At 59.8% G+C, this 26,276-nt stretch carries 35 protein-coding genes; 15 read left to right on the forward strand and 20 right to left on the reverse strand.

The window, feature by feature from the left end; all coding sequences use genetic code 11:
• Window positions 1-153: 153 nt before the first annotated feature.
• The 5 genes from GB927_RS25605 (at window position 154) to GB927_RS25625 (ending at window position 2,686) form a co-directional block, all read left to right on the forward strand.
• Entirely contained in the window at window positions 154-816 is a 663-nt protein-coding gene (locus GB927_RS25605; RefSeq protein WP_256120050.1) for a DUF930 domain-containing protein, read from the forward strand.
• 70 nt (window positions 817-886) lie between these two features.
• Complete coding sequence (locus tag GB927_RS25610; protein WP_256120051.1) at window positions 887-1,327, forward strand: disulfide bond formation protein B; 441 nt, start codon at window positions 887-889, stop codon at window positions 1,325-1,327.
• Window positions 1,324-1,971 carry a DsbA family protein gene (locus tag GB927_RS25615; RefSeq protein ID WP_256120052.1) on the forward strand — a complete coding sequence of 216 codons (648 nt, stop codon included), beginning with the start codon at window positions 1,324-1,326 and terminating at the stop codon, window positions 1,969-1,971. The genes GB927_RS25610 and GB927_RS25615 overlap by 4 nt, the downstream gene beginning before the upstream one ends.
• Window positions 1,972-2,034: 63 nt before the next feature.
• A complete protein-coding gene (locus GB927_RS25620) occupies window positions 2,035-2,469 on the forward strand; it encodes a MerR family transcriptional regulator (protein ID WP_256120053.1) in 435 nt (144 codons plus the stop codon).
• Window positions 2,470-2,611: 142 nt separating this feature from the next.
• The gene (locus GB927_RS25625) at window positions 2,612-2,686 is read left to right on the forward strand and encodes an aldehyde dehydrogenase family protein (RefSeq protein WP_256120090.1); all 75 of its coding nucleotides are present in this window, start codon (window positions 2,612-2,614) and stop codon (window positions 2,684-2,686) included.
• Between the two features lie 110 nt (window positions 2,687-2,796).
• Here GB927_RS25625 and GB927_RS25630 read toward each other — a convergent pair whose 3' ends face one another.
• Both GB927_RS25630 and GB927_RS25635 read right to left on the reverse strand, forming a co-directional pair.
• Entirely contained in the window at window positions 2,797-3,795 is a 999-nt protein-coding gene (locus GB927_RS25630) for an RcgR family putative quorum lactone hydrolase (RefSeq protein WP_256120054.1), read from the reverse strand.
• Window positions 3,785-5,398 (reverse strand): RcgA family putative transporter, encoded by a 1,614-nt coding sequence (locus GB927_RS25635; RefSeq protein WP_256120091.1) that lies wholly within the window; start codon window positions 5,396-5,398, stop codon window positions 3,785-3,787. The genes GB927_RS25630 and GB927_RS25635 overlap by 11 nt, the downstream gene beginning before the upstream one ends.
• A gap of 255 nt (window positions 5,399-5,653) precedes the next feature.
• Between GB927_RS25635 and GB927_RS25640 the strand changes: the two genes are divergently transcribed.
• Window positions 5,654-6,412: an SDR family NAD(P)-dependent oxidoreductase gene (locus GB927_RS25640; protein ID WP_256120055.1), complete on the forward strand. Its 759-nt coding sequence runs from the start codon at window positions 5,654-5,656 to the stop codon at window positions 6,410-6,412.
• 50 nt (window positions 6,413-6,462) lie between these two features.
• Here the strand turns inward: GB927_RS25640 and GB927_RS25645 are convergent, their stop codons facing one another.
• From GB927_RS25645 to GB927_RS25715, 15 genes are all read right to left on the reverse strand, one after another.
• The gene (locus tag GB927_RS25645) at window positions 6,463-8,586 is read right to left on the reverse strand and encodes a type IV secretory system conjugative DNA transfer family protein (RefSeq protein WP_256120056.1); all 2,124 of its coding nucleotides are present in this window, start codon (window positions 8,584-8,586) and stop codon (window positions 6,463-6,465) included.
• Window positions 8,583-9,581, reverse strand: a complete 999-nt coding sequence (gene virB11, locus GB927_RS25650; RefSeq protein WP_256120057.1) for a P-type DNA transfer ATPase VirB11 — start codon at window positions 9,579-9,581, stop codon at window positions 8,583-8,585. Before virB11 ends, GB927_RS25645 begins: the two co-directional genes overlap by 4 nt.
• Window positions 9,578-10,999, reverse strand: coding sequence for a type IV secretion system protein VirB10 (virB10, locus tag GB927_RS25655; RefSeq protein ID WP_256120058.1), 1,422 nt, complete (start codon window positions 10,997-10,999; stop codon window positions 9,578-9,580). The genes virB11 and virB10 overlap by 4 nt, the downstream gene beginning before the upstream one ends.
• On the reverse strand, window positions 10,996-11,778 hold the full coding sequence (locus tag GB927_RS25660; protein WP_256120059.1) for a TrbG/VirB9 family P-type conjugative transfer protein: 783 nt from the start codon (window positions 11,776-11,778) through the stop codon (window positions 10,996-10,998). The genes virB10 and GB927_RS25660 overlap by 4 nt, the downstream gene beginning before the upstream one ends.
• A complete protein-coding gene (locus GB927_RS25665) occupies window positions 11,778-12,512 on the reverse strand; it encodes a VirB8 family type IV secretion system protein (RefSeq protein ID WP_256120060.1) in 735 nt (244 codons plus the stop codon). Before GB927_RS25665 ends, GB927_RS25660 begins: the two co-directional genes overlap by 1 nt.
• A gap of 156 nt (window positions 12,513-12,668) precedes the next feature.
• A complete protein-coding gene (locus GB927_RS25670; RefSeq protein ID WP_256120061.1) occupies window positions 12,669-13,040 on the reverse strand; it encodes a hypothetical protein in 372 nt (123 codons plus the stop codon).
• A gap of 16 nt (window positions 13,041-13,056) precedes the next feature.
• Window positions 13,057-13,293, reverse strand: coding sequence for a hypothetical protein (locus GB927_RS25675; RefSeq protein ID WP_256120062.1), 237 nt, complete (start codon window positions 13,291-13,293; stop codon window positions 13,057-13,059).
• Between the two features lie 55 nt (window positions 13,294-13,348).
• On the reverse strand, window positions 13,349-14,368 hold the full coding sequence (locus GB927_RS25680) for a TrbL/VirB6 family protein (RefSeq protein WP_256120063.1): 1,020 nt from the start codon (window positions 14,366-14,368) through the stop codon (window positions 13,349-13,351).
• A gap of 4 nt (window positions 14,369-14,372) precedes the next feature.
• Window positions 14,373-14,546, reverse strand: a complete 174-nt coding sequence (locus GB927_RS25685; RefSeq protein ID WP_256120064.1) for a hypothetical protein — start codon at window positions 14,544-14,546, stop codon at window positions 14,373-14,375.
• 6 nt (window positions 14,547-14,552) lie between these two features.
• Window positions 14,553-15,269 (reverse strand): type IV secretion system protein, encoded by a 717-nt coding sequence (locus tag GB927_RS25690; protein WP_256120065.1) that lies wholly within the window; start codon window positions 15,267-15,269, stop codon window positions 14,553-14,555.
• A gap of 10 nt (window positions 15,270-15,279) precedes the next feature.
• On the reverse strand, window positions 15,280-16,443 hold the full coding sequence (locus tag GB927_RS25695; protein ID WP_256120066.1) for a transglycosylase SLT domain-containing protein: 1,164 nt from the start codon (window positions 16,441-16,443) through the stop codon (window positions 15,280-15,282).
• Window positions 16,436-18,847, reverse strand: coding sequence for a VirB4 family type IV secretion/conjugal transfer ATPase (locus GB927_RS25700; protein ID WP_256120068.1), 2,412 nt, complete (start codon window positions 18,845-18,847; stop codon window positions 16,436-16,438). Before GB927_RS25700 ends, GB927_RS25695 begins: the two co-directional genes overlap by 8 nt.
• Entirely contained in the window at window positions 18,844-19,134 is a 291-nt protein-coding gene (locus GB927_RS25705; RefSeq protein ID WP_256120069.1) for a VirB3 family type IV secretion system protein, read from the reverse strand. Before GB927_RS25705 ends, GB927_RS25700 begins: the two co-directional genes overlap by 4 nt.
• 1 nt (window position 19,135) lies before the next feature.
• Complete coding sequence (locus GB927_RS25710) at window positions 19,136-19,459, reverse strand: TrbC/VirB2 family type IV secretion system protein (RefSeq protein ID WP_256120070.1); 324 nt, start codon at window positions 19,457-19,459, stop codon at window positions 19,136-19,138.
• Window positions 19,460-19,506: 47 nt separating this feature from the next.
• Window positions 19,507-20,067: a lytic transglycosylase domain-containing protein gene (locus GB927_RS25715; protein ID WP_256120071.1), complete on the reverse strand. Its 561-nt coding sequence runs from the start codon at window positions 20,065-20,067 to the stop codon at window positions 19,507-19,509.
• Between the two features lie 80 nt (window positions 20,068-20,147).
• On the opposite strand from GB927_RS25715, the gene GB927_RS25720 reads away from it, so the two are divergent.
• Both GB927_RS25720 and GB927_RS25725 read left to right on the forward strand, forming a co-directional pair.
• Window positions 20,148-20,774 carry a hypothetical protein gene (locus tag GB927_RS25720; protein WP_256120072.1) on the forward strand — a complete coding sequence of 209 codons (627 nt, stop codon included), beginning with the start codon at window positions 20,148-20,150 and terminating at the stop codon, window positions 20,772-20,774.
• Entirely contained in the window at window positions 20,764-21,273 is a 510-nt protein-coding gene (locus tag GB927_RS25725; protein ID WP_256120073.1) for a thermonuclease family protein, read from the forward strand. The genes GB927_RS25720 and GB927_RS25725 overlap by 11 nt, the downstream gene beginning before the upstream one ends.
• On the opposite strand, the gene GB927_RS25730 is transcribed toward GB927_RS25725, so the two are convergent.
• Window positions 21,274-21,480, reverse strand: a complete 207-nt coding sequence (locus tag GB927_RS25730; RefSeq protein ID WP_256120074.1) for a helix-turn-helix domain-containing protein — start codon at window positions 21,478-21,480, stop codon at window positions 21,274-21,276. It lies immediately after the preceding gene.
• Between the two features lie 458 nt (window positions 21,481-21,938).
• On the opposite strand from GB927_RS25730, the gene GB927_RS25735 reads away from it, so the two are divergent.
• The 3 genes from GB927_RS25735 to GB927_RS25745 all read left to right on the forward strand — a co-directional run bounded on the left by GB927_RS25735 (window position 21,939) and on the right by GB927_RS25745 (window position 23,760).
• Window positions 21,939-22,757 (forward strand): hypothetical protein, encoded by an 819-nt coding sequence (locus GB927_RS25735; protein ID WP_256120075.1) that lies wholly within the window; start codon window positions 21,939-21,941, stop codon window positions 22,755-22,757.
• Between the two features lie 116 nt (window positions 22,758-22,873).
• Complete coding sequence (locus GB927_RS25740) at window positions 22,874-23,194, forward strand: hypothetical protein (protein ID WP_256120076.1); 321 nt, start codon at window positions 22,874-22,876, stop codon at window positions 23,192-23,194.
• 167 nt (window positions 23,195-23,361) lie between these two features.
• Window positions 23,362-23,760, forward strand: a complete 399-nt coding sequence (locus tag GB927_RS25745; RefSeq protein ID WP_256120077.1) for a hypothetical protein — start codon at window positions 23,362-23,364, stop codon at window positions 23,758-23,760.
• A 44-nt stretch (window positions 23,761-23,804) separates the two neighbouring features.
• On the opposite strand, the gene GB927_RS25750 is transcribed toward GB927_RS25745, so the two are convergent.
• Entirely contained in the window at window positions 23,805-24,062 is a 258-nt protein-coding gene (locus GB927_RS25750) for a hypothetical protein (protein WP_256120078.1), read from the reverse strand.
• A 55-nt stretch (window positions 24,063-24,117) separates the two neighbouring features.
• Here GB927_RS25750 and GB927_RS25755 point away from each other — a divergent pair, with 55 nt between their 5' ends.
• Entirely contained in the window at window positions 24,118-24,375 is a 258-nt protein-coding gene (locus GB927_RS25755) for a hypothetical protein (RefSeq protein ID WP_256120079.1), read from the forward strand.
• Here the strand turns inward: GB927_RS25755 and GB927_RS25760 are convergent.
• Entirely contained in the window at window positions 24,356-24,619 is a 264-nt protein-coding gene (locus GB927_RS25760) for a helix-turn-helix domain-containing protein (RefSeq protein ID WP_256120080.1), read from the reverse strand. The two genes, GB927_RS25755 and GB927_RS25760, sit on opposite strands and share 20 nt — an antisense overlap.
• Before the next feature lie 52 nt (window positions 24,620-24,671).
• Between GB927_RS25760 and GB927_RS25765 the strand changes: the two genes are divergently transcribed.
• The 3 genes from GB927_RS25765 to GB927_RS25775 all read left to right on the forward strand — a co-directional run bounded on the left by GB927_RS25765 (window position 24,672) and on the right by GB927_RS25775 (window position 25,976).
• Entirely contained in the window at window positions 24,672-25,181 is a 510-nt protein-coding gene (locus tag GB927_RS25765) for a hypothetical protein (RefSeq protein WP_256120081.1), read from the forward strand.
• A gap of 33 nt (window positions 25,182-25,214) precedes the next feature.
• Entirely contained in the window at window positions 25,215-25,544 is a 330-nt protein-coding gene (locus GB927_RS25770) for a single-stranded DNA-binding protein (RefSeq protein ID WP_256120082.1), read from the forward strand.
• A 204-nt stretch (window positions 25,545-25,748) separates the two neighbouring features.
• Window positions 25,749-25,976: a hypothetical protein gene (locus GB927_RS25775; protein WP_256120083.1), complete on the forward strand. Its 228-nt coding sequence runs from the start codon at window positions 25,749-25,751 to the stop codon at window positions 25,974-25,976.
• Window positions 25,977-26,276 lie beyond the last annotated feature (300 nt).

Below are 26,276 nucleotides of genomic sequence, written 5' to 3' on the forward strand. Positions count from 1 at the left end.
TAGTGGCTACAGACTCAAGGCCCGATTTTTGCAGGTCGTGCATACCAAGCCGGACCGTATTGCTTGACCCTGTACCGGCTACAGGGTTCAAAGAGATGGCGGAAGCTCCATAGCGTGGCTATCGAGCGATGTACGGGTGAAAGCCGATAAACGATGAATGGGCAGCGACGGACCGCCCCGCGCCCTAACTGGTGGGGCCTTGCGTTATCCGGGCTTCTGCACGCCGCCGCATGCGCCTTTATCCTCCTGTTGCCGCCTCCCTCGCAACATAAAGTCTTCGAGGAGAGGTCCATTGACGTCGAGATCGTCACGGCTCCGCAAAATGGAAAGGGAGCGCAAGAGAAGACTGGAGGTCAGCCGAACGACGAGATCGAACCGGCCGGCGATGGAGAGAGCAAGCGCGACGACATTGCCGCGCCGGCGATGGTCAAAGCGACCCGCATGCTGTCCGGAGACGTGCTGGTGGACGCCCGTAGCCGTGAGGCACGGGAAGAGCTTTCCACGCTCCTGCCCACCGACCAGGTCGAGCAACTTTGCGGCCTGGAGGCAATGGCACAGGTCAGCGCCTGGAGCGATGAGATCGAGGCCGAATATGTGAGGATTTTCGCGATCGGCGATCCCGTGATGGCCGGCGATGTTCTCACCGCTGACGGCGCGGCGCTGCAGAGCAAACGGCAGTGGTATCGTCTTCAATTCAGATGCACCCTCGCACCGGATCACGCCAGCGTCACAGGCTTCGAGTTCCGTCTGGGAGACCTCATCCCCAGGGACAGATGGCCCGAATACAACCTCCATGACGAATATGAGGAACACTGACTGCCTCTTGACCCTGTAGTCGGTACAGGGTGCAGAATCTGATCTCTTTAATGGCACAATTCGGAATCGCATGAACCGCACTCACAACGCATCTCACGAATCCGGCTGGTCGGCGCTCTTTCTGGCTTGGCTGATCTCGCTTGTCGCTTCAGGCGGAGCGTTGTTCGTCGGTGAGATAATGGGGCAGGCTCCCTGTATTCTCTGCTGGTACCAGAGGGTCTTCATGTTTCCGCTTGCGGTCATCCTGGCTATCGCGGCGCTAAGCGCCGACAACGGGATTTGGCGATACGCCCTGCCGTTGGCGTTGGGCGGGCTGTCGATCGCAGGCTACCATGTGCTCCTCTACTACGGCCTGATCCCCGAGGGCATCGTGCCTTGCGGACAGGGACCATCCTGTGCCGACGCGAAGATGACCGTCTTCGGATGGGTTCCGCTCCCCGTGCTTTCGTTCGCGGCCTTTGCCGCCATCACGATCCTGCTTCATGCCATCCGAAGGAATACCAGCAAATGAACCGACGTCTTGTTGTCAGCCTTACCGTCTTGATCGCCATTGCCGCGTTCGGTGGTGGCGCTTACTGGTATTCCTCCCAAAAGGCACTGGAAGCCGCCGCCGTGCCAGCGGTCGAGAGTACGCTGGTGCGGCCACACTCGCCCATTCTCGGTCGGATCGACGCTCCGGTGACCATCGTCGAGTTTCTCGACCCGTCATGCGAGGCCTGCCGTGCATTCTATCCGCTGGTGAAAGACGTTCTCGCCACCTATCCCGACGATGTCCGCATCGTCATCCGCTACACGCCTTTCCATGAAGGCTCGGATGAAGTCGTCAGAATATTGGAGGCCGCCCGTAAGCAGGACAAGTTCGAGCCAGTCCTGACGGCCCTGATGGCGAAGCAGCCGGAATGGGCGGTCCACGGGCAACCGGACCTGAAGCGCGCATGGGTAATTGCCGAGGAGGTCGGTCTTGACCTCATGGCCGCGCGCCTGGAAAGCGTGAAGCCTGAAGTCGACAAGGTGCTGAAGGCGGACATCGCCGATGTGGAGGCGAACAAGGTCCAGCAGACGCCGACATTCTTCGTCAACGGCAAGCCATTGGTTGATTTTAGCCGTGAAGGGTTTGTGGCCCTCGTCAAAGGGGAGATCGACCGCGTCAGATGAGGGTCGTGTGGACGCCGCACAGAAACCGGGCTAGTTAGACCCCGTAGTCACTATGGGGTTGAGATGAGCAAGGTACTCACAATAGGCCGCCTCGCGGAGGCGACGGGCACCAGCGTGGAGACCATCAGGTTCTACGAGAAGAGCGGAATACTGCCGTCGCCCGCGCGCACCGACGGGAACTATCGCTCTTACGAGCCCGCGCATCTCAATCGTCTCAGCTTCATTCGACGGGCGCGCGAGTTGGGGTTCTCTCTTGACCAGGTCAAGGAACTGCTGCGTCTTTCCGACGACCGCAGCCAGTCCTGTGCGGCGGTAGATGACATCGCCAAGCTTCATCGAACGGAGGTCGAGCGCAAGATCAGCGATCTCTTGTCTCTGAAAACCGAGCTCGACCGGATCATCGACACCTGCAGATGCGGCACGGTTGCAGATTGCCGCATCATCGAGTCATTGTCGCCCGCAGATGCTGCCCGAAGCGAGGGCGACGTCACTGCGTGAGAACGTACCTGTCGGCATCGTCGCCGCGCTCGGCCTGACGGGCGATAGAGGCTTGGCCGCATGCCGAAGAGCTGCGCGCGGTCCTTCAACGCTCTGCTATTTGCCCGCCAAGGAGTGAACCAGAGCGGACAAGTTGTTCCGGATGGCGGCGATCGTTCCGTGGAACTTCCCATGTTTGATGGCGTTCTGGACGAGTGTTCCCGCGCTCGCCTGTTGATACGCAGTCGTTCTTAAGCCTGGTGAGGATACCTCTCTTCTCCCCCAGCCAGGAATCTTCCGCGGAAAAATCCAGCTAAAAATGGTCTGGCTTTTTAGTGTAAGGAGTCATCACGACAGAAACCGCTTCAAGTTCATACCCGCCAGCAAAATATAAGGCGGCATGGCGAGCGAATAGTGACCACAGTTCAAACGCAAAATGCCAGCCTTAGCGCCGGCGCGGGTCAGCGTCTGCACGAACCTCTCCGAAAGTTCTGGCAACACCACTTTATCTCGCTTCGCCAACACAATGTGAAGGTTCAGATCCCGACGCGCTAAACGATCCGCATAATTTTCCATGTTGAGCGGCGCCCAGACTCTCCTGAGATCCGTCAGATCAATACTGGGCTTGAGGCTATCTCGTATCGAACGTGTCGCACGGCCGGTCCAAACCATATCCGCTAGGCTTCCAGCCGTCAGAAACAACGAGGCTTTAGAAACGGCCGAGTCGTGAGCCGCGATGAGTCCGGCGACCCAGGAGCCCAGGCTCATACCGAGAACCGAGATCTCTCTGTAGCCTTCGCTCTCCAGCCAACGTATGAGTTTTCGCCCATCCCATACCGCCTGCCTTATTGATTGGATCGTTCGACCCAGATTTGGGCTAAGCATGTAATCGGCGTGCGCGGACCCCGGACGGCTGCGCTCGAAGTGATATGGCATCGCAATCTCGATAACCGTTATGCCGCGCTTGGAAAAAAACCTGGCAAGCTGACTATTCCGCGCGCTTGCATTCCAATGGTGAAAAACCACCATCGCGTGGTCGAGCGATCCACTTTCCGTGATCTTCGCCCAAACGACATTATTCTCAGCAATGTCAGTGGTTGAGTCAGATGGAAATTTGAGCCACCCATCTTGCGTTTGAAAGCCGTGATCGCTTCCATTCGGCTCATCAAAAAAAGCCCGATCGGCTAAGGCTTGGTCTGCAAGGAGACCGAACTCTTCGATACTCCCTACCTTCTCGGCACCTGAAAAGGCGCGTTCCGCGTCGAGCGCGAAGACCGTTGCCTTCTTTGCTTCCTCACCGCGCTGTGCCCGCCGCTCATCCCAACGATCAAGCCAATTATGATACATTCAGTTTGCTTCCTAACTCACTCGTCTGCCAGCGCCCGAGCCCTGGATCAAACAGGCCGTAAAGTGCGAAAAGCACTCCAATACTCAGAAGAATCGAAAAGCCAGCAAAGGCACCAATCAATAAGTAGCCTGCAACGAGCAACGCCACGACCGTCGACATCTTCCACAAGGTCACACGGAACTGGTTTCCGATATCTAGACGGAGGGCGCCAAACAAGAACACAATACAGGTAGAAATAACGACAAGAAGGCTGCTGTAATGCGTCGGCATGCTATAACCGATCGCGCTGTTCATATTTTTGTCTCCATAAATGGCCGAAGATATGTCGCCGACGAACCAAGCAGCAATATTCTCGCCAGTCGATGTCAAGTAAGAGCTTTGGATCTTCATGCATATGGCGATCAAAATCCCTAAAACAGTGCATCGAAAAGTCCCACGTATGATCGTTAGGCCGACTTCATTGAGATCGCATTGAGAATTCACCTCAGGCTGATCTTTCAACTTCTCTTTGATTTTCCAGAAATCATATGCGATCGTGTAAAGCAAAATGAGGCCTACAAAGAAAACATAGAACGATATTGCCATGTACAAATAAGAAAAACCCGTGAACAGAACCGCCTCGGGTACTGATATGATATCAGGGCGAACGATCGCTATTTTTCCCCAATCGATAGCATAGTCCCCGTTGCCTTTCATGAGCGGAATCAAACACACTTCGACCCACTGAACTATACCTGCGAATACCAAACATACCAAGAAAACTGCCCAATAGGTTGAGGACGCGCTTCCTACGGTGCGCGCCCAGGCATTGTGGCTTTCGATCTGGTCGCTCTGCGCCACAAGCTTCAAACGCGCCTCAAATTTCCAGAAGGCTAGGAGCTCGATAACGAATCCGAAGAATAATGGCAGGAACACCATGAAGAGGAATGTCCAGTTTGGCGCCCAGAGAAATCCGACTTGTTTGACGACGCCGTCCACTCGGTCGTAAGTCGCGCTATGAACTCCCGTAACATATGACAAAAAACCAAGCGCGGTGGCACCTGCAAATACGCCCGCCGGTAAGTTCAACGGAGAGCCGCGACTAAAAAGCGCCTCTGACCTCATTGCCAAATCCAAACCACGACCTGGCCCCTTCGCATCAACATGCTGTGCCAACTCTGCCGCGGATACCGTCTCATCAGTGGCGGTCGCAGTCTGTACCAGACCTGGAAGCCCCATTGCCATGTTGCTTCCAGCTTTTCTTCCTTCTCGCCTCTTGGCCGTTAATCGAGCCTGGGCCGCGCTCAGCTCCATCTGCCAATCGCCGGTTGATACCGGATCATCGCACCCAAAAATCCTTGCCAGCCAACGAATGTTGGCAGTGCTAATTCCCTTGTCGTTCTCCTGAAACCAAAGTTGCACCGTCCGCAGGTCGACCCCTATCCGGTTGGAATCAATTTGGGAAATCGCCTCTGCAAGCAACTCGGGCGTCCATGGCCCTGCTGGAAACCCATCGCTGCCCAGCTGCCGTCCCGCTCCCGCCGCGGCCAACCGTTTGAATAATTCTTTGAAATCACTCCCGTCGTTCGGCGGAGGGAGAAAAAACTTTCCGTTGTTTAACAAAGGTTTATTGGCCCGCGTTTCGTTTGGTTTCGCTAGATTTCGTTTCCTGTCGTGCCTTCGTTTCCAAATAGAGGCCTGTTCTCGTCGCAACGGACACCACAATTGCGCTGACTGTTTTCGGTCCACGATCTTCTACTTTGAGGAGTTTCTTCCGATCAGATCGCGTGATGCGGTACTTGCCAGCCGATTGTGTCTTCTCGTGGTCCAAGGCGTTTGTGGAAATCCGAGAAGGCGTCACAACTAATGGAGCGATACATGGATAAGCCTTTGCGGGGACAGACAGTCCTGGTTACTGGTGCATCAGGCGGTATAGGCGCTGCGATCGTAGAACGCCTCGCACTAGAGGGTGCGCGGCCAATCATCCACTATTTTCAGGACGAGCATGCCGCGGAGACTCTATTGGCCCGTGTTGGGGGCAACGGCTTGGTGGTGCAAGCCGATCTTTCGGACGTGGACGGGCCGTGCGCGCTTTGGCGAAAGGCCATCGCATTCGCGGGGCGTGTTCACGGCGTCGTCAACAATGCGGGTATTCGCACTGAAATTCCAATAGAGCACTCGTCCGCGGACTGGAAGGCCGCCTGGCATAGGGAGTTCCAACTAAATGTCTTTGCAGCGGCCGACCTTTGCAGGGAGGCGATTAGGCATTTTCGAACCGAAGGTGGTGGGCGCATTGTAAACATGGCCGGCCAGGCCGGTCAGCGAGGCTCCACCCCCGATATGCTGCCGCATGGCGCGACCAAGGCCGCGCTCATCAATCTCACCAAATCCATCGCCTATAGCTTCGGTCGGGAGGGGGTAATGGCGATGTCTATCGCGCCGGGTCTAGTCCGCACTGAGATGACAGAGAAATACATCGCCGCCCATGACGAGGTAGAAGCTGTAGGGGAAATTCCAATAGGGGATATGGCGGAACCAACTGAAATAGCCGAACTTGTCGCCTTCTTGTTGCGTCATTCACAGGACTCGCTCAACGGTGCAACGCTGGATGTCAACGGCGGCAGCTATATTCGCTGAGCCGAGACAGTGAAAAGAATCAGGTTCGGAACATCCGGGTGAATTTGAGCTCACTCGTCGGCAAGCGCAGACGTGACCTCTTTCCGAACCTTGTTCGCCGCCCGCCTCTTCCCGGGAGAGGTTTTGAGTATGGTCAAGATCTTCTCGATCGATTGATCTGCCTCGGCCTTTCGTAGAGCGCTTGCGTCCAACGCCGATCTAAAGTCCGGGGCTGGGCTAGCGCAAGGTGGGTCGCTGTTCTGGCCGGAGCGCTGGGGCTCACTGGCAGCATCGGGCAGTTGATGAAATTGCTCGGGCTGCAATTGACTCGGCGGATTTCTGAGAACGGCCGAGCTATTTGCAACAAATTTTGCCCCGGGTGTCGGTATGCTCTGAGAAGCGCTGACGGGGGACGGTCCAGCCTCTGATGTTTCGAACTCGAAATTGCTGGGGCCATCGATCGGCGTTTTACTCGATGGCGCTCGCGTCTGCAGCCACGCGCGCTTCGCAAGCTCCCTATCGGCATAATAGTAATTCCGAACGCCGAATATCGGTTGTTGATTTCGAAGCTTGATGATGCAGCGGGTCTCGTTCATCGCGCCCAGCTCATCCGGCCGCATTAGCGGCCGCATCGTGGTCTTGTGGGACATGGTCGCACCCTTTCGATCGAACAGCGTCACGCCGGTGGAGACCGCCTTGTCGACCGTCACCTCCTTCCGCTCGCCGAGCAGCTGCGACACATAGCGCTGGTCCTCCGGATCCTGTGCGCCAAGGAAAATCTGAGCGCGGGCGGAGTTGACGAGGGTCTGCCGGCCCTCGCGCGTATAAACGTTGTCGATCGATCGCAGCGACTGCACGAAGAACCAGCAGGGAATGCCATAGCCGCCAAGGACGGTCGCGACCGTCAGTGCGTTTTCAAGCTTGCCCAGGTTCTGGAATTCATCGAGCAGGACCAGTACCCGACGCTCGCCGCGCTTCATCATGTTGCGCGACATGTAGTCCATGAACTGGACCATGAGCACATTGAAGATCGGCCCGATCGAGGCGATCTGCTGGATCCGGAAATCGAGATAGAGGCTCATGTTCTCGCGGCGCATCGCCCGAATGTCGAAGGTCGACCGCGCCGTCGCGCGCAATATGCGGTTGTTCTTGAACGGCCGCACGGCCGCGGCGAGCGAACCGTAGACGCCATCGAACTGCTTGCTGGCCATGACGGCGAAACGGGCGAGGGTGGTATAGGTGAAGGAGCTGATCCAGGCGGCGCGAAGCTCGGGATTGGCGACCTCTTCCAACCATTCCCGAAGCGACTGATCGCCGCCCTCGACGACGTTGAGGACCGTTCCGAGGTTCTTGTCCTTGTCTAGAATATCGGGATTCTCCAACACCCATGAGGTGACGCCGGCAAACAGCGCGCGGGCGTCGGAGATCCAGTAAGCGTCGCCCTTCGGCGTCGGCAGCAGCGCCGTCGCGATCGAGTTAATGTCGATATCGCGTTGATCGGGATCGATGGCGACGAAGTCGAGCGGATTGTAGCATTCGGTATCGCCGTTTTCGTCGGCCGGCGAGAAACGCAGCACGCGGGAGAATTTCGAGCGAAAGCCGGCCGTCGCCTCATAGGTCTCGCCACGCATATCGAGCACGACGATGCTGTCCGGCCAGAGCAGGCAGTTCGGTACGATCAGCGAGGCGCCCTTGCCTGACCGGGGAGGGCCGATGACGAAGCCGCCGACGTCATCGCCGTCGATCCAGAGCTTCTTGCCGCCGAACAGCATCGGCTTCAGGAACCGCCGCCGACCGGAGCCGCGCTGGGTGAAGCCGCCCGGAACCTTGATCAGGCTGCCGCCGATCCGACCGACGAATACGCCACCGGTGCGCGTGAGGCCAAGGGCGCGCGCCTCCAGCGGGCCGAGAAACCGGGCGTCGGTCGACTTTTTCTTGCCGGTCATGGCGGTGACCAGCATCGTGCCGCCGGCGAATAGACCGGCCGCGGCCGCTATCGCCGGCCGATGCCAGTCGCCGGCGGCGAGGTCGAGGCGCGCTGCCTTGTAGGACGCCAGCAAATCGTCCTGCAGCGCCTGGAACATCCATGTCGAATTGTCGAAAGCATAGTAGAGGCCGGCATAGGCGAGGGAGGCAACGAATGCCGCCGCCGCTGCAGCGATGACCAATCCGAGCAGCAGGATCGCCGGGTTCATAGGATGTCTCCCTTGGTGAAGACAATTTCCGAGACGACGCGCCGGCCGTCTGGAAGGCGCGCGAGCTGGACGACGACAGGGATGACCTCTTTCAGGTAGTCGATGATCTCCTGCTTTTCGAGCGCAACGCCGCTCTGCATGACCATCAGCGCCAGGCGGTCATAGGCCGAGCGTGCGGAATTGGCGTGGACCGTCGTCAGCGAGCCGGGGTGGCCGGTGTTGATCGCCTGCAGGAAGGAAAACGCTTCGGCGCCGCGCAGCTCGCCCAGCATCAACCGATCCGGCCGCATGCGCAGCGAGGCTTCCAGCAGCTCCTGCGGCGTCACCTTGGCGCGACCCTGATCGCCCTTAGAGGCCAGCAGCGCGACCGTGTTCGGCGTGATCGGCTTCAGCTCGCGTGTGTCCTCGATTGTGATGATGCGTTCGTCGTCCGGCACTTCTTTCAGGAGCGCGTTGAGAAACGTGGTCTTGCCGGTCGACGTGCCGCCGGAGACGGCGATCGACACCCGCGATCGCACCGCAGTCCGAAGAAACAGCATGGCGTCGACATCGCCCTGCATCATGGCGGCGAGTTCCTCCTCGGCCGCTGAAAGCATGAGCTGCCGACCGACTTTTGTATGCTCGAACGCGCCACGGCTCTTGTAGACATCCAGGCCGATGTCATGGATGACCTGCTTACGGATCGAGATCGCGCCACCATCGGGGGCGGCCGGCGGCAGGAAGCACTGGAATCGTTCGCCGGTCGGGAGCGACGCCGACAGGATCGGGTGCTCGTCGTTGACGACCTGGTTGGTGGAGCCGGCGACGCGCTCGCTCAGCGTCCTTATCCATTCGGCGGAAAACCGCGCATCGACAACACGCTCCATGCCGCCGACGCCAAGGCGTTCGATGAACAACTCGCCCGGCCGGTTGACAGAGATCTCCGAGACGCGCTCGTCCGAAAGAAACGGCTTCAACCGCTCAAGCGCTTTATCGAGGAACGGAAACTGCTTCATTTGTAAACCGGCGCGACTGGATAATAAGGCGTCGGATCGACGTTGCGCCGGATTTGCCCCCCGCGCCTCAGCCGCATCATCTCCTGCCGGACCGGGTCGGCGTAGAAGGCGGAGAAGTCGAGGTCGCGTCGCAGATAGACGACGATCGACTCACCCTGGGCGACATAGATCGTCGGCGGGATCTTCGAGCTTTCCTTGAACGCCTCGTTGGCGATGTCCTGGAGGATAGCCGACGACTTCTCGGCGGCGATGGAGCGCGCTTCGGCCGCCGTGCGGCTCGGCTCGGTGGTGATCGTCGTGACCGCGCCGGTGATCGGATCGACCGTCGAGATCGAGCGGGCGCTTTCGGTCGCGGTATCGCCAAGGGCCGAGACATATTCTGCCGCGCCGCCGATAACCGACAGCATGATCGCGGAACCGAAGCGCTCCCAGAAATGGGTGTCGATCTCGCCGGTCAATCCGGCTCGGCCGAGCCGATCGGCGCCGGGCGAGGCGATCTCGGCGGACAGGCCATCGGAGCGGATGACACGCGACCAGACGACGAAGATGCGCTTCTGGCCACGCGCCAGGCCGGACTTGTATTCCCCGATCAGGCGCGAGCCCTTCGGAATGAGAATGCGAGCGCCATCGAGCGACCGAACATCCTCGCGCACGACGGCGCGCACCATGCCCGGCAGGTCGGTGTTGATCGCCGTCTCCAGGAAGCCTCGGATCATTGTGCCCTGGGCGACGAGCGCGTCGGTGCGATCGAAGCGGGTCGCCTTGACCATGCCGGCGGTCTGCTTTTCCGACTGGGCAAGAAACGCCTTGTTGGCATCGCTTTCCGCGCCGGGAACGGCGACGAGCTGGCCGTCATCGGCGATCGTCACCGACTGGTCGCCGGCAGTCAGACTCTCGCGGCCGGAGCCGTCGACGATGATCTGATCCGAGCGCAGCCGTTCCCAGCGCGCCTTCTCCTCATTTTCGAGGCGCTTTGCCTCCAGCGCAGCAAGTCGCGCATCCTCCTCGGCACGCCGGCGGGCCTCTTCCGCCCGAAGCCGCTCCTCTTCGGCGCGACGACGCTCTTCCTCGATCTGGCGCAGCTTCTCCAGATCGTCGCCCTGGTTGACGGTGACGTCGACTGTGGCGGAATCTACGGGCTTCTTGTCGTCAATCGGGATTTGCACAAGGTTCGGATCGGCCGCCTGTTTTACCGGCTCGTCGGGGAAATCGCGGATGCTGGTATTTGAGGTCTCGAAGGTCTCGCCGGTGCCTTCGGTCAGGTTGGAGGTCTGCGGACCGCTGGGCCAGTTGACATAGGCAAGCACGCCGACGCCGACGAGAAGCAGGACGGGAAGGGCGAGCTTGCCGAGACGCCCATTGCGGTCGCTCGCCACGCTGCTTTGCCCGTCGAGATGGTCGAAGTCGATCTTGCTCATCGCTGGCGTTCCTCTTTGCTGCCGAGACGCTTCGGCCCGTATGCGTCCTCGATGAGATCGAAGGATTGGCGATTGGCCTGCCGGTTATAGAGGCAGAGCCACTTGTCGCCGGCGCGTAGCGTGAACTGCGCCGCGATCTTGTCGACGACGACGTACTTGCCCTGGGTGCGCAGATTGACGAGAGATTCCTGGCGCTTGCCCTCGACGACGAAGATGGCGGGAATTTCGTCGGGAAACTCCAGGTACATATGCGTGCCGTCATCGAAGGCGACGCGCGGCTTAAGGCTGGTGTCGCCCTTGAACACATAGTCGTAGTTCAGGCGGCTCGGATCGAGATCCTTGAGGAGCGGATCCTTGGCGCTTTCCTGGGCGGCGGCCAGCAGCCGGGCGTTGACGTCTTCGTCCGGATATTTGAACCGCACCTGGAATGCGGCGCGCAGGTCCGCCGCGGCCGATCCCTTCAGCAGCAGGGCATAGACGCGCTGGTTGGTGACGATGTTGACATTCGTTTCAGCGTTCTCGCGCAGCGGCTTCACGAACAGGATGCCGGAGCCCTTTTTTGGGACTATCGACCAGCTGGCCGTGTCGCCGGCCGAGATCGTCTCGATCACCTCGGAGCTGCCGAGCTGGATCATTGTCGAGACGCCGAGCCCAGCCGGCACGGTTACAACGGCATTGTTGTTGAAGGTGATGTAGCGGATGCGCGGGTCTGCGGCCGTCACGGTGTTCGACATGGCCAGCAGCGAGATGACGGCAAAGGCGAGGAGAGATGTCCGCATCAGCGCGCCGCCTTGTCTGCCGGAAGCACCTCGGGCAACGATTCCTGGTCGCGCCTGTATTCGACGACCTGGAAGCCGAGCGGATTGTCGAAGCGATACTCGTTTTTTAACGGCGCCGTCGTATAGCGGAAACGGACCACCGAGACCCAGTGCTCGCGTCGAAGCGTGTTGTCGCGTCGCGTCTCCGTCGAGAAGCGGATGGTCGCCGTGGACGCGTTTAGGAACGACACCGATTTGATGGTGACGGCGATGCGGGAGTTGCGGCCGCGCACCTTGTCTTTCGACTGCGGGTTCGACGGCTCGAACTCGTGCCGGAGATCCGCCGCGGCCTGGCCCGTCGAATAGAGCTGGGCGAGATCGTAATTGTCCTTCAACGCCCGAGGATCGTAGGTCTCGCGCGCCCGGATGTAGCGCACGATGTTGGCGGTCTTGATGGCGTCGTTTTCGGAAAGCTTGCTCTCGTTCAGGGAGCGGGCGACCTCGACGAAGCCGGTGGTCTTGTCGGCGATCACCACCACGGCTTCGAATTGCTTCAGAGGAACGAGGAGATTGAGGGCCGAAAGGCTGAGCAGCGTGGAGACGCCGGCGACCGTCGCGACAGTCCAGGCGACCTTCCGCGAGCGGCGCTCCTTCCGATAAAGCTCTGCCTCCCAAGAGGCGCCGGCTTTCCAGTAGGCGGTGAGATCGATCGTCGGAGTTTCGGGTGTATGTTCGGCTGGCTCTGCGTTGCTCATTTGGACTTCCGATAAACCGCCAATCCTGCGGAGTTAAATATAGTTTATTCGCTAGGCCGAGCGATCACCTCTACCGGCCAAAATCGGTGCTGAGGTGAGTGCTGGTTTGCCTGGATTCGTGGAGCGTTCAGCTCCGTGGTGCAGTCGTCCGAAGACCTAACTGCACCACTTCATCAGCGTTTTCTTCGACGCCGTATTGGAGAAGTAGAAGGAGCGATCATCCTTCACCTCGATGCGGACCGTGTCGCGATCGCCGTCTGATTCATCAGACCCGGCCTCGACCCACAGCACATCGAGAACATACGTTCCGCCATCCTGTTTGACGGAAAGAACCTTGCCGGCGGTCTTGTTCGCACCGATTCCCTTGTCCTCGATATAGATGAACGCTGCGGCCGCGGCTTCGCAGCCACCTTCGGCCGGTGCATACGCGCCGGTCAACAGAGGCAGGATCGAGCTTGGCGATTGAGACCATGCCGTACCGGGAACAAGCAAGGCGAGCGCAATCATCGTCGAGGCGATGTTCCTCATTACGAACCCTCCTCGATCAAAAGCCGAACACGGCGGCGAGGCTATGAGCGTATCCGGCCAGCGTGTTGTAGAGATCGACGCAATACTCGGCGAAGGGCTTGAAGAAGATAACAGCGACCATGAACACCAGGTAGCCGAAGCCACCGCCTTTCTTGGATTCGGCGCGTTCGCTTTTAGCCATTTCCTCGTTGAGACGGTTTTGCGCGTCCATGGCGGCGAAGCGTCGCCGATCATCTTGCCAGGGGTGATCCACGGCCTTTCTCCTTCTGATAAACTATAGTTATCAAGATTGGGCATGAGAGACTACCCTAAAGTTGCCCGTTCTTCTCGGTTTCTCGCTGTATAGCGCGTGCGCGTGCTGCTTGCACATCTGCCGATGTTCGGCGGCGTCCAAGGCCAGCACGCAGCATACGAGCGCGCCCGCTGACCTGGCGTTCAGCATAGGCGACCGAGCGCCGGCCGCCGATAAAGGCGGAATCGCCTTGCCCCAAAACGCTGCCTCCAACGATGGATGCGGCGAAGGAGGGGATGAAGCGAAAAACGACGATCCCGAGCAGGCAGACGATCACGAACGGAGCGACATAGGAAAGCTTGCTTTCCGTCGCGGTATTGTTGGCCGTGTTGATCGCCAGTTCGATGAGCTGGTAGAGGAAGGCGAGGAACGCCATCATCAAGGTCTGCGTCACCATCAGGTTCACCATCAGCAACAGCCAGCCGTCGGTGAAGCGGAAGGTCCAGCGGTAAAGCGCCAGGATGATGAACACCGGCGCCAGCGCTAGGGTGATGAACAGCATCAGCTTGGCGGCGAGGATCGCGGCCGCCGCGACGGCGATGAAGATCATCGCGACGACAAAGACGATCGCACCGATAAGAGCGCCGACATATTCGAAGGTGCCGGTTGCCACCTGCTCATAAATCTTACCTGCGGTCTCGAAGACGGCGTCGAGGATCTTCACGACGCCAGTCGTGTCGCCTGTCCCGCCATCGAGCGCCCCACCCGAACCAGCGATCGACTCGATAATCGTGTCGGAAATCAGATTGGGGACCTCCTGGACGAGCTTGTAGAGCGTGGCGGAAAATGCCCCCCAGTTCGTCGCCATGTAATAGATGAAGAAGGCGCGGCCGAGTCGCCACGCCGCTTCCGGCACGGAAAAGCCGTCGCGGCCGGCGAGGATCATGTAACCCCACCAGAGGACATAGAGCGTCAGCATCGACCCGAACAGGACATTCACCTGCAGCGCGAGGCCGTCATAGGCGTTCTTGATGAACGTCTCGCCGATGGCGTCGAGCTTGGAAAAAATATCCGAGATAATCGTGGTCGCTGCCATCCGCTTATTCCTTCAGGACGGGTGCGAAGACGTCGTTGACCGGCATGGCCGGACCGCACAGGTCATCGGCCTCGACGTAGCCCGAGATCGGCAGACAGGGGGCTTTCTTCTCGCCCTTGGTCTGGCAACCGGCGAGCAGCGCGAGACCGGAGAGCATGATGGCAACGGGCAATCGCATGCGGCCTCACTTGAACGGGTTGATGTCTTTGTATTGCAGCATCTTGGCGGTCTCCGACTGCTGGGTTAGCCGCATCTGCATTTCGGTGTTCAGAGCCGAGACCGCGCCGTTCGACACGCCGATCAACTCGTTGATGGTGCGCGCTGTCTCCAGCTGCATCCGGGTGTTGGCATCGACCGAACCTTTGACGTCCTCGGCCGAGCCGATCTGGCCGGTGGCCGACTGAAGCGATTGCTCGCGCTGCGACACGCCCTTGGTTGCCTGCTGCGTCAGCGCCGAGAGCAGCGCCACGGTGTTGACCGCGCCGGAAAAGGCATTGTTCATCGCGCCGGTATCCTCGCCTTCGACGATGGCCTTGACCTGCTTGACCAGCTGCAGGCCGTTGATCAGCGTCGCGGCGATATTCTGCGCATCCGAGCCGAGCCCGCCGAAGGACAGGGTGCCGCCGTTCATGATCGAGGAGAAGGACGGTGCGGCCGAGACCGACATATTGCCGCCGAGGCCGGTCGAAGAGATGCCCATCGAACCGTCACGGCTACCGGAGAGCGCACCGAGAATCTCCTTGGTCTTTTCGAGGATGTTGGTGTTGGTTTTCATGATCTCGCCGGTGTTCTCGGCATTCTTCTTGGCGATGGCGAGATTGGTGTTGTCGATCACCGGAATATCGGCGAGCGCGGGCGTCGAGAAGGCGAGGGCGGCGGAGACGATGAGCAGCTTGTTCATGGGAACCCCCTTATTCGGCCGCGTTGGCGGCGTTCTGGATGGAAAGAAGATTGTTGCCGATCGCGCCATCCGAGCCTTCGGACGACAGGACCGAGGTTTCGGCATCGGCGGCCGCGACCGTGGCGCAGCGCGGCCAGTCCTCACGCGGCACCTTCATCTCTTCGAGAATGACCGGATCACAGCTGTAGGGATTGACCTTGGTGTCGGATTTGAGGGTCCTGGCCGTCTCGGACGTTTTCGACAGGTTCATCTGCATGCGCGCCTGAAGTAGTTCGTTGAACAGGTTGCGGGCCGTGATCAGGTTGTTCAGCAGTTCGGCGTTGACCGCGCGGGCCTGCGTGTTGTCGTCCCAGGCATCCTGGTAGATCTCCGACGCGCCGACCGAGGCCGACAGCGCATCGATGCGGCGGCCCGCCTCCTGGACGCGTGCGGTGCTTGCGTCGATCCCCGAAACGGCACGGTCGACCGCGCCCGCCGCCGCGCTGTTGGAACTGCGGGTCGCTCCGGAACCGTAATCGACATAGGATTTATAGGACGGCGAGGAGATGTCCTCGATGTTCGAGCCGCCGGCGAATGAATTAAACCAACCATGGTTCCGGCCGACCTTGCCGGCCCAATTCTTCTGCTCCGCCGCCGTCGAGCCGTTGTACCAGGAGGCAAGGCAGGCATAATCGGTGCTGCCGCACTTGTTGACGCCCATGCCGAGGTATTTGACGCCGCCCTCGATGTTCTCCTCGTTGATGTCGCGGTCGAAGCCCATGCCCTTGCCGGTCCGCTTGGTCAGCTGCATCACGCCCTTCACGCCGGTCGGCGAGCCCGAGCAGGTCGAGATGCCGGATTCTGCATGCGCCACCGACAAGGCGAGGCCGACCGGCACATTGTACTTTTCCGCATAGTGCTTGATCAGCTCGACGTTCTTGGCGTCCTCTTTCACGGCCTGGGCCGGCGAGCGGTAGAGGCGGCGGTTCTTCTCCTTCTGGGAGATGTTGCAGTTCGTCACCGTCTGCTCTTCGAGCTGGTCGGATTGCGTTTCGGTGTCCTGCTTGGAATGGCCTTCATCCTCCGCCCACTTTTCCTTCACATCGTCGTCGATGACCGGAATGTCGGCGAATGCCGCTGGCGCCGGGGCGATGACGAGCGCGGCAGAAAGCAGGAACAGGATCGTTCTACGCATCGGTTGCCTCCGGGATCGTCCAGCCACAAAAATGCGGGAGCCAGGCGGCTGGCTCTTCGCCATAGGTCTCGCGGAGCGTCTGGCACTCGCGCACCGTCTCCGGCCGCCCGGACAACACCTTCACCAGGTCGGGCATCGCCGAAAGATCGAGCCGCGCGATCACCGAGTCCTGGGCGTGCTTGATGAGGAAGGTGCGGCTCGTCTTGTCCGCCTGTTTCACAAAGCGGAATTCCTTCTCCGAGAGGCTGAACGCCTTGCGATAGCTCTCCTCGTCCGCGGATGCGTTCGGGAAGAAGATGTTGGTCATCGTCTGTTCGATGATCGTGTTGCGCAGGTCGGAGCGCACCACGTCGGCTGCCGACTGCGTGCCGAAGCCGACGATGCCGTTCATCTTGCGGATGGTTTTGAGCCAGTCCTTGATGTAGCCGGAGAAGACCTCGTCATCGAGCAGGCGCCAGCCCTCGTCGAGGAAGATCATCGAGGGGCGACCGTCGAGGATCTCCTGGATGCGATGGAACATATATAGCAGTGCCGCCGATCGCGTGCGCTTGTCGGACAGGATCTCCGTCATGTCGAAGCCGATGACCGAGCCGGCAAAATCCAGCTTGTCGGTCGGATTATTGAACAGCCAGCCCTTGTCGCCCGTCGTCCATTCCTTCAGCCGGTCGGCGAGATCGCCAATGCCGGACCGCATCCTGCCGCGAAGCGCTTCCGCCAGCATGTCGAGGCGCCGCTGTGGTCGTTCGAAATCGGTGTAGATGCTGTCGACCGCATCGGAGATGACCGCCATCTCCTCGGCATTCAGCACCCGGTCCGACGGTGTGACGAGATAAGAGACCAGCGTCTTGCCAAAGCTGCGGTTGGCGGGCGTGTCTTCGAGCTGCAGCGGCGCAAAGCCGGTCGGCTCGCCCGGCGAAAGTCGCTCATAACGCCCGCCCATGGCGCGCACGAAGATCTCGCCACCGCGATCCTTGTCGATGAAGACGCAGCGCGGCCGCGGGTTAACGCGCATGCCCTGGGCGAGAAGGAAGGAAAGCGCCACCGTCTTGCCCGAGCCGGTCGGGCCGATGACGGTGAAGTTGCCGACATCCGCCTCATGGAAGTTGAAGAAATAGGCGGTCTGGCTGGTGGTCTCCAAGAGCGAGATCGGCAGCCCCCAATGGACCCTGTGCGTCTGGCCGGACGGGAAATTGTGCGCGGAGAACAATCCGGCGAAGTTCACCGACGAGATCAGCCCTTGCCGGGCGATGTAGGAGAAGTTGGTCGGCAATTGCGCCCACCAGGCTGCTTCCTGATTGAGGTCTTCACGCACGGCCACGACGCCCATGCGCGCCAGCTCGGCGGTGACGTCGGCGACGGCGCGGTTCAGCCTCGACAGGTCACGTTCGAGCACCGCCACCGTCATGTGATGTTTGCCGAACACCACTTCGCCCGAGGCCAGCCGGTCGCGCGCTGTTTCGATATCGTCCTCGACGGCCGTGCCGCCATCGTCGGAATTCGAAATCTGCCGGCTGATCGTGGCGATCGCCTCGGTGACCGTCGTGCGATCTTCCGGTGCGAAGGAATGGGTGACGATGAACTCGTAGGGCAGGCGCAGCAGCCCGTCGAGCTGGCCGGGCGTCGTCATCGGCGGGTATTCCTTGATCGACACCATGGCGGCGACCTTTGAGGTGGCGCCGTCCGCCGACCAGATCTCCGTCGCCTTCCTGCCGAACATGATCCGGCCGGTCCCGACGTAATCGGCCAGTGACATGCGGGGGAGGGGCATCGTCCGCTCGTCGCCCGCGGCGAGGATCTTGGCGAAGAACTCGGCCGGTTCGGAATAGAGGCCACCGTCACGGGTGACGCAGGAAAGGACTTCCGGGCGGTAGGAGCGGAAATCGCCGACAATGCCGGACACCATGTCCTTCAGGTCGCGTAGCGCTTCACCTCGCGCTTCGACCTCGTTGTCGGCCATGCGGAAGATGTCGAACATGCGGTCGACCTTGCCGGCGCGCCCGGTCATCGGCCGGCGGATCACGGTCACGTAAAGCTCGTTGACGAACATCGTCCGGTGCTGCAGCCCGTCCATGTAACGGGCATTCAGCTCGTCGGCGAAGGGGTTGTCGAAACCGCCGTCGATTGCCGGCTTGATCTGTCGCCGGATGATGGTGGCGTAGAGCGCGAAACGTGACGATCCGAGCGAGCGGACCGTCATGTTGCGGTTGGCGAGGCGGGCATTGATTTCCGCCTGATCCATCGTCTGGTAGGGCAGGCCGGAGAGCCGGATGACTTGCAACAGCAGGCCGGACTTGGTGACGATTGTTTCTTCGTCGACATGGCGGAGATAGGGAACGTGGGTGCCGATCCCGAGATCACGGGCGCGCTCGCGGCCGAACTTCAGATCGTGATTGACGATGTTCATGGGGCGTAGCTCCCCGCTTTCCAGAAGCGTCGGTTACGGATCGCCCGGCGCATCGACAGGAAAACCTGCGCCACGCGGACGATGTGGATGTCCCGCTGGCAGAGGTACAGCGCGATGAAATGGACGGGCAGGACGACCAGCGGCGCCAGAAAATTCGACGACGCGATGAAGACGACGATCCCGAAAATCCCGTTCACGACGAAGACGATGATGTCGACGCCAAAGTACATCGGCGGCCGGGTCAACGGCTGGATGAGCGTTTCGACATCGGGAGCGTCGTCACGCATGTCAGACGCCCCCCGCCGCCTTCATCGCGTCGACCAGCTCGGCGGCGCCGAAGATGATGGCGATGCCGATGACGATGGAAATCGCACCCTGCCAAGCCATGCGCCCGGTCAGGAACAGGAACCCGAGGAAGCAGACGGCGATGATCGCGAGCGAGCGCGCAACATTGCCCTGCAGCACGCCGACGAACCATTCGAGGATGCCTTCGACCGGTGCTGCCGATTGCGCATAGGCGAATTCCGGGGTGAGCGCGATGGAGGTCGCAAGGACCGCCAGCGACAGGAGGCCCTTGCCGCGCAGGCGCGGCTTCATCGTGGAAATGCTCATTTGAATGTCCTTCTGATCTTGGGAGGATGAAGTTGAGGGGACCGGCGCTAATCGGCGGTCCAGACGTGTTGGTCGCGCCAGGGGGAGGGCGCGAGAGCGATCGTCTCCTTCCGGGAGAGGCTGCTTCCGCTGCGCTTTTCCTCGGCCGCCGACGCCTTGGCGTTCAGCGTCCAGCGGTTCATGACCTTGGCAATGTAGAGGGTGGTTTCGTTGAACTCGGGAATGCCGCCCATCTGATAGACCCGCTCCGGACCGGCGTTGTAGGCGGCCAGCATCAGCAAGGGGTCATCGAACTCGCCGTAGAGCTTCTTGAGATAGCGGACGCCGGCGCGGATGTTCGACTCCGGGTCGCATCGGTCCTTCACGCCATAGTCAGAGGCGGTTTCCGGCATCAGCTGCATGATGCCGACGGCGCCGGCGTCGGAAACCTGGTGCCTGCCCCCGGCACTCTCGACATCAACCACGGCGAGCGCCAGATCGGGGTCCAGCTCTTCCTCATTGGCGATGGTCCGCACCAGTTCCAGAACGCCGTCGCTATCAACCGGTTCGCACGCTTGCGCGGTCATCGCCGACGTCGAAATGAGGAGCATAAGCAGGGCTGTTTTCAATGCGCTTGTCCGGGTTGCCACATCAATGAGTAAACTATAGTTAATTCGTGTGGGATTCACCTGTCAATTCAGAAATGGCTATGGCTGCTATGCACAAACAACTCAAAGTTCTCGGTTTGGCTGGCTTGCTGCTGATCGGAGGTGTGTCTTTCGCCGTCGCAGAAGGCGAGAATCCCTATGCGGAACCGTCTCCCGAATACCTCCGCCAGTTCGCGGCGCAGGGCGCGAAGGCATTCGTGCTGGAGCGTTACGACGCCGAAGGGAAACTTGCGGCGCGGTCGGTCGAGAAGCTGGAAGGACAGGTCGAGATCGACGGTCCGGTTCATCGAACGATCGCGGGCAGGAAGATCGCCTTGCGCGGCCTGACCGCCTGCCCAAGCGAAACCGTCGTCTATAACCGGGTGCAGACATGGAGCTGCACTGAGGCGGCGCGTGACTATACCGAGGCGGTCTACAACAGGCGGGCCAGCGTCATCCTCTGCAAGACCTTGCTGCTGGCGCCTGCCGATGGGCAGACCACACCGGCGTCATGTTTCGTCCTCGTCGGAGGCAATGGCGAGCCCTTCAAGACCGTGAACGACGATGACAGCATGGTCTTCCTCGGCCTCGCCGCGATCGGGCGGACACTGGACGGCCGCTCCCGCCGCCCTGACCTCGAGGCGTCGCAGTCTCTTTCTCGATCGATGGGATTCCAGAATGCGGATTGAGCTTTCGATTGTCATAGCCGTGCTGGTCGCCTCATCTACCGTCGCGCAGGAGCAGACCATCTCGTTTCCGGCCGGCGTCACCTTTGAGACGGGCGATACCTGGACCTATCAAAGCCGGACGTTCAGGCTGTTCGGCGTTCAGGCATGCCTCCGTGGAACGACCTATCGCTCGCCCAAGGGAGAAGATGTCGATTGCGGGATGCGTTCGATCGCGTCCATTGCGGCGCTGTTCTCGACCGGTTCCATCGGCTGCCAGCCGGTCGGCGACGCCAAGGACGGCGCCACCTTCGTCGTCTGCGCGGCCGAGATCGATGGGACGACCGTCGACGTCGGGACCGCACTCATATCCTCGGGCGCTGCGTTTGCCGCCGTATTCCCCTCCGGAGCGCCGGTATCGTCGGCCTATGCCGTTGCTGAATCTGCTGCGAAGGAAGGCCGAAACGGCCTGTGGGATGGAACCTTCGTTCATCCCGCTTCCGTGTTGCTGAGGCAGGAATAGTCACTGCCTCCAGAGATCGACGTGAAGGGTCTCGCTGATGATCGCGATTTCCCTAAGCGTCAGCTTGTTCCACGCTCCTTTCCGGAGAAGTTCGAGGCGCTCTTCGGAGATGCCAGTCAGCTCGGCGAATTCGTCAGGCTTGGTTCCGCGGCGGTTAAATTCGTCGGCGAGGAGTTTCACAAGCTCAGCGGCATTCTCAATGGCCATTTACGGTCATCCTTTCCTGTCACCGTCCCTGCGCCGCCGGCGTCCAGGAGGGTGATGGTTCGCTCTGTCCGTTGCGCAAGCATGTCGGCGCAAGTGCAGTCGATGAGGTGATAGCGGGCCGGGCGAATCCCCGCCAAGCCCAATGTCGCGCGCAACCGCTACACGAGTCAAAAGCGGCGTTTTCACGGCATGCGTAGGTTTATGTTTGTTTCGTCCGTAAAATATAATTAGCTTTGCGACTCGCTATGTCAGCGAACGAGCCAAGGAGGCCCTATGCCGTAGACAAAATAAAACCCGCCTCGGAGAGACGGGTTCAGAGACACACGATGATGTGCGGAAAGTCTTATAGCCACCGATTTTCTCGCACATCGAAGAGGCCGTTGCAAGTCAATTCTTGCCACGAATACGTGTGTCTTGTGCCCAGGGTTTCTCTCCGCCGCCGACAATAAGGAGAGATCATGCTTGCCGCATCCCCGACGGCCTATGGGCCGAACCTATTGGCGCGCCTGCTTGCAGCGCGCACCCTTCAGCAGATCGACGAGTGCGCGAAATCCGCCTGGATCTTGAATGGAGAAGGGCTATTGGGCGACAACGAGATGGAGTATCTCGCGCCGGTCATCGAGCATCAACGCAGAACGGTTCGAACGGAGCCCTGGCCGGGCAGGGGGCCGATCGGTCCCGTCGCCCCGTCCGCGATTCGACCGAATTGCCGGCGGCTAAACATTCCCGAGGGCAAACGAGCGGCTGGCTGGCTGCGCCGCCGCGCGCTCGCCAAGGACTGCATCATTCCGACATGCATCGCCAGGATGTTCACCGTCAGCAAGCTGGCGGTTCTCGCTGTTATCGCTCGCGCCGTCATCGACCATGGGTTTTCAGGCATGTCGCTTCCGGAAATCGCTGCTCGCGCCGGCGTCGGATGCACGACCGCACGCTACGCGATCCGCAACGCGGCGCAGATGGGACTGATCACCGTTACTGAAAACCGGATGAATCGAAGGTGGCACCGACCTAACACGATCCGGATTGTCTGCCGCCGCTGGCTCGATTGGCTGGCCGGTCATCGCGCAATTCGTAAGCGCGGGCGCCCTGAAACGCCAGCACTTCGCACTTGGTGGTCGACCCCCCTCAGAAACTTGAGCGCCACGATAGAGATTCATAGATTCAGCGTTCATGGAAGCGTCCTCTCCAGGGCGGCGGTGAATACGATTCCGGAGTTGAGGTGCTCCTGGTTTTCCAGTCGACCGGGAATACGCGACGGAACGAGCGGTTCGACATGAAGTGAATGACGGTCACGGCTGGATCGACGAGCAGCTTCCATGGTAGCTTTTCTTAACGCGAAGGGCGAGGCGTGTGGCGCTCGCCTTGACCGCGTCCGCTTATCTCGATGGTGTTGATGAAGCAGTTTGTTCCTGAGCCCTTGCCCGAGCCGGACGAGCCGAGCTTCAATCACCTTCACCGCGCATGCCTTTCGTGGGTCTACTACCTTCGCGCCGAGAGCGAGGTGAAGAAGCAGGCCCTTCTATACGAGGCGGCGCGTCACCTCATGCTGCTTCAGCCCTGTGGTGACGAGGGCGAAGAGGTGTACCTACAGGTGTGGGAGGCGATAAGGCGCCGCGAGCTCGCGAGAGTCTCCATCAAGACGAAAGCCGGTTATAACTATGTTCAGGCGACGGACGAAGGTGGATTCAGCACTTTCAAGGTAATCACCTACTAACGTCGTCGGGCCTGTTTTCCAACATAATCAATATTTTAGTTCCATAATGAAACTTATGCGATCTGTTATAACGTATCAATTTGAGCGTTTAGGCACCAGCGAGAATTGATCCGCTACCTCCCTTCGTCTATGTTTTCGTCGACAAAAGACTTTGAAGGAGATCCGATATGGATGAGGCGAAAAAAGAACTCCCGCGCGCACCGAGGTTCTGGTGGGAAAAAACGCTCATCGCCCTGGTCTTGCTTCTGCCTTCGACGATTTATCCGTTCGCGACCGCCTTTGATTCCACGATAACCCCGTTTGGTACGTCACTGGTCGTTGCAGGCACGGGGATCGTCCTCATCCTGCTGTCGATTTTCAGGGATATCGGACCGACCTTTGTCGAAAAGGCCGAGGCCAGGTTCCAGAACCGTTACGCGGCGGACATCTATTCGATCCCGGTGACCTTCGACGCGAAGCCGACACTCGTGCCGGGCTTCTCCCGGCTGAGAGCAACGCGCGCCGACAACAGCCACACCATCGGCGCCTGGGCGTTAAGGTTCAACCACGGGCGTCAGGTCGCATGAGGCCCAGCCATGGCAGAAGAGCTGAACGCCACAATGGCTGAGACCTATTTTATCGGCTTGCAGATCAGCGGCCGAAGCTCCTGCACGATCACGCCGGCTTTCGGCGAAAGCATCGCGCCGATCCAGTTGTCGGAAAATGTTCCGGCCGCATCGGCGGGTGAAAGCCAGATCACCTCGTTCGTATCGAGTTCGATCTTCACCTCACTGCCGATCGGACTGCCGGCGACGGTCTGCACATAGTGGCGCTTGATCGGATGGGTCTTTCCCTGCGGATCGATCCACTGGTTCTCGCGATAAGCCACCGCGATCTTGCCCGCCTCCCCGCTCGATGCGCAATCGGTCGCCCGCTCGCATCGAATGACCGTCGAAAACGCGCAGGACCAGGTGAAGCCGCTGCGCCACATTGGATTGTCTGCAGCCGACGCCGTGGACGCCACCAGGAGCAGCGCTGATATCACCGGGTACTTCAAGATGTTGATCCCCTTTTGTCCGAATGCCGTGTTCGGCATGAAACACCTAGGGGCGGTAATTAAATATAGTTTACAAAACGCGCAACTGCATCATCACGGCGGCGAAGCCGTGCGGACGATCTATGTCAACCGTCGCTGGATTTGACACCCATCAGCAGCTCTTGCAGCGGAACCTTCAAATTCGTGCTGATCCGGGTGATGACCTGCAGGGAAGGGTTCGCTGTCGCGTTGAGAATAGCGAAATAAAAGGGACTGGTGATCTCACAGACGCGGGCCATCTCTTTTTTCGTCAGCTCGCGCTTCTCCCGCTCGCGCTCCATGACCATCGCCATGTTTCGCAGGATCATCGTGCCAAGATCAGTGTCAGGCTTCTTACGCTTGCTCGCCATCGTCGGATAAACTATAATTTACGAATTAGTATGTTGGATGAGAAGGTTGCCGATGTCTGCCAAAGCCACACCTGTCAACATCATCGTCGGAATGCTTCTGACGGTCGCCGTGTTTCCCTCCCCGGCTTTCGCAAGCGAGTGGGGTTGCGAAGTCCTGCTGTGCGCGTCGTCGTCCAATCCATCCTGGCGGGGTGTGCCCGCCTGCCATCCGCCGATGAACCGGCTGATCTCCGCGATGAAGAAACCGGGGTTCGATTGGCCGACCTGCCCCGAAGGAGGCACGGGAGCGCCGGGCTACGAGAGATATGCGGAATGCCCGGAGGGCTATCAGGTCGGAAGCAGCAGGGACCGCAATGGCTTCGCCAGGAACGGCGACTTGTGCGTCAAGACAGTCAACGTTTGCCAGGGCAATACGCACGGTCTCTATAACTCTGATCGGCAGCGAAGCTGCATACAAACGGTCTCCATGTCCCGACCGCTCAGGTCAGAGCCTTACTATTTCGACATCAAGAATGACACCTCTGGCCAAACCGAGCGGCATTGGTTCGAGTTGCACAAATAAACGGTTTCGAGCAGTTAAGGAAGGTTTAAATCCATGCGAACTGTCAACCGTCACACCCTTCTTGGCCATGTCGGCAATATGATACCGCTCAAAAATGTGCTGAAAGTGAATATCGCGACCAATCGCGAATGGATGGCAGATGGGGATCGGAAAAACGCGACCGACTGGGTCCAGGTGACGATCCTCGACAAGAAGCAGGCCGAGTGGATCGAAGGCAACGTCGGGCAAGGCGACCTTGTCTATGTCGAATCCCGGATCTCGAATTCCAGCTATGAACGCGACGGGGAGCAGGTTTACACGACCGACGTAATCGCGCAGCTCTTCAACCTGGTTTCAAAAAGCCGGGTGCATGATCATTCCTAGACACGTTTGATCGGATCGAGGGCCATCGACCGCCTCCGGCCGGTGCCACCTACCCAAGCGATATGCGTCTCTCTTGAGACCCTTTGTGTAGACGTACCAAGTTTGGTACATGTACGGCAAGGATCGATCCTTGGAAGAAGTTGCCGACAAGGCTCCACCTCTGCCCGCATTAAAGCTGGAGGAACAACGGATGAGCGGCGTGAAATGAACACGGAAATCGAACGCGGTTCTCTCGGCGACTCCTTCGAGGATTTTCTGAAAGAGCAAGGCACCTACGAGGAAACGACCGAACACGCCATCAAAAGGGTGCTCGCGTATCAGCTTGAACAGGCGATGAAAGAGCAGAACATTGGCAAGGCGAGATGGCGAAGCGGCTGCACACCAGTCGATCGCAGCTCGACCGGCTTCTTGACCCCGACTATCAGGGGGTAACGCTTGCCGTGCTTGCCCGCTCCGCCAATGCCTTCGGTCGAAGGCTTCACCTGGAACTCGTTTGATCCTTGATACGGACGCGCCCCTTTGCATGAGGCCGGACTTCCGTGGATCGAGATCCTGCGCTCCTCGGACTGCCAGTCTTCTGGCGGTGCAGCCCGTTTTCCAGCCGCAGCGCCGTGAGGACGGCGCGGCCGCGGCCGCAGCGAACCGGCCTTGCCGGTGAGCGGAGCAGGCGGAGGAAACCCGCGCTCCCCAATTGCGCCGTAGGGTTTTCCGGAGCCTCGTGGGAAACGGGCG

The organism is Shinella lacus (assembly GCF_010994755.1).
In the GTDB taxonomy this organism is placed as follows: domain Bacteria; phylum Pseudomonadota; class Alphaproteobacteria; order Rhizobiales; family Rhizobiaceae; genus Shinella; species Shinella lacus.